Source organism: Synechococcus sp. H55.9 (genome assembly GCF_047462355.1).
Classification (GTDB): Bacteria; Cyanobacteriota; Cyanobacteriia; order Thermostichales; family Thermostichaceae; genus Thermostichus.
Genome location: NZ_JANSJB010000120.1, coordinates 1 through 1,104 on the forward strand (window position 1 = coordinate 1; position 1,104 = coordinate 1,104).

The 1,104-nt window shown below is 61.7% G+C and carries 2 protein-coding genes; one reads left to right on the forward strand and one right to left on the reverse strand.

Going from position 1 to position 1,104, the window contains the following annotated elements; translation table 11 throughout:
• The first annotated feature begins 2 nt into the window (after positions 1-2).
• On the forward strand, positions 3-680 hold the full coding sequence (gene purQ, locus NW857_RS11955) for a phosphoribosylformylglycinamidine synthase subunit PurQ (RefSeq protein ID WP_414349026.1): 678 nt from the start codon (positions 3-5) through the stop codon (positions 678-680).
• Here purQ and NW857_RS11960 read toward each other — a convergent pair whose 3' ends face one another.
• A complete protein-coding gene (locus NW857_RS11960) occupies positions 681-1,088 on the reverse strand; it encodes a response regulator (RefSeq protein ID WP_414335086.1) in 408 nt (135 codons plus the stop codon).
• Positions 1,089-1,104 lie beyond the last annotated feature (16 nt).

Below are 1,104 nucleotides of genomic sequence, written 5' to 3' on the forward strand. Positions count from 1 at the left end.
CGATGGCCGGCGTGAGGTTTGGCATTGTTGTTTTTCCCGGGTCTAATTGCGACCGAGACGTAGCCTGGGTGGCCCGCAGCCTTTGCGGCTGCCCAACGCGGTTGATCTGGCACCGGGAGACGGATTTGTCAGGGCTGGATGTGGTGGTGCTGCCGGGGGGCTTCAGCTACGGGGATTATTTGCGTTGCGGGGCCATCGCCCGCTTTGCGCCGGTGATGGGATCCCTGGCCGAGCACGTAGCCCGCGGGGGCTATGTCTTGGGCATTTGCAACGGCTTCCAGATCTTGACAGAAGCCGGCCTGCTGCCGGGGGCGCTGGTGCGCAACGCCAACCTGCACTTTATCTGCGACCGGGTGGGGATCCGCGTGGAACGGCAGGATCTCCTGTGGACAAGGGCTTACCCCGGCGGAGCCACCCTGACCCTGCCCATTGCCCATGGAGAAGGCCGCTACACCTGCGATGCCGACACCCTCAAGCAGTTGCAAGACAGGGGGCAGATCGTCTTTCGCTATGCTCCGGTCGCGCCCAACGGCTCGGTGGATAACATTGCCGGCATTTGCGATCCCAGCGGTCGCATCCTCGGCCTGATGCCCCACCCGGAGCGGGCGGCAGATCCCGATTTGCCAGGGCAGGATGGGATCCCTTTTTGGCAGTCCATCGTAACCAGTCTTGCCAGTTGACTAAGACTGCTGGGCCTGAGCCAACACCTGGCGCACTTGGTTCACCATCTCCTCGTGATCCACTACTGGCTTAGCAATATAGCCATCGGCCCCACTCTGGGCCAAAAAGGCCTCGCGGTCGCCGCGCATGGCGTGGGCCGTCACCAAAATGATGGGAATGGAGCGGCTTTTGGGATCCCCCTTCAGCAGTTGGGCAATGCGGATCCCGTCCACTGCCTCGCCGCGAAAGGTGCTTTGAGAGAGGGAGACATCCAGCAAAATCACGTCCACCTCGCGCGCCTGCGCCAGCCGTAGGATTTCCTCCACATCCTGGCTGTGAAAGACCTCAAACCCGCCTCGCCGCCGCAACACTTTGTCGAAAACGCGGGCGTTAATTGGATCGTCTTCCACCAGCAGCACTGTTGCCATCGCTAACCTAAAGTTG

Coding starts and splice junctions, on each gene's coding strand:
- NW857_RS11960 (WP_414335086.1), bottom strand. CDS start 1,088: ATGGCAACAGTGCTGCTGGTGGAAGACGATCCAATTAACGCCCGCGTT.
- purQ (WP_414349026.1), top strand. CDS start 3: ATGGCCGGCGTGAGGTTTGGCATTGTTGTTTTTCCCGGGTCTAATTGC.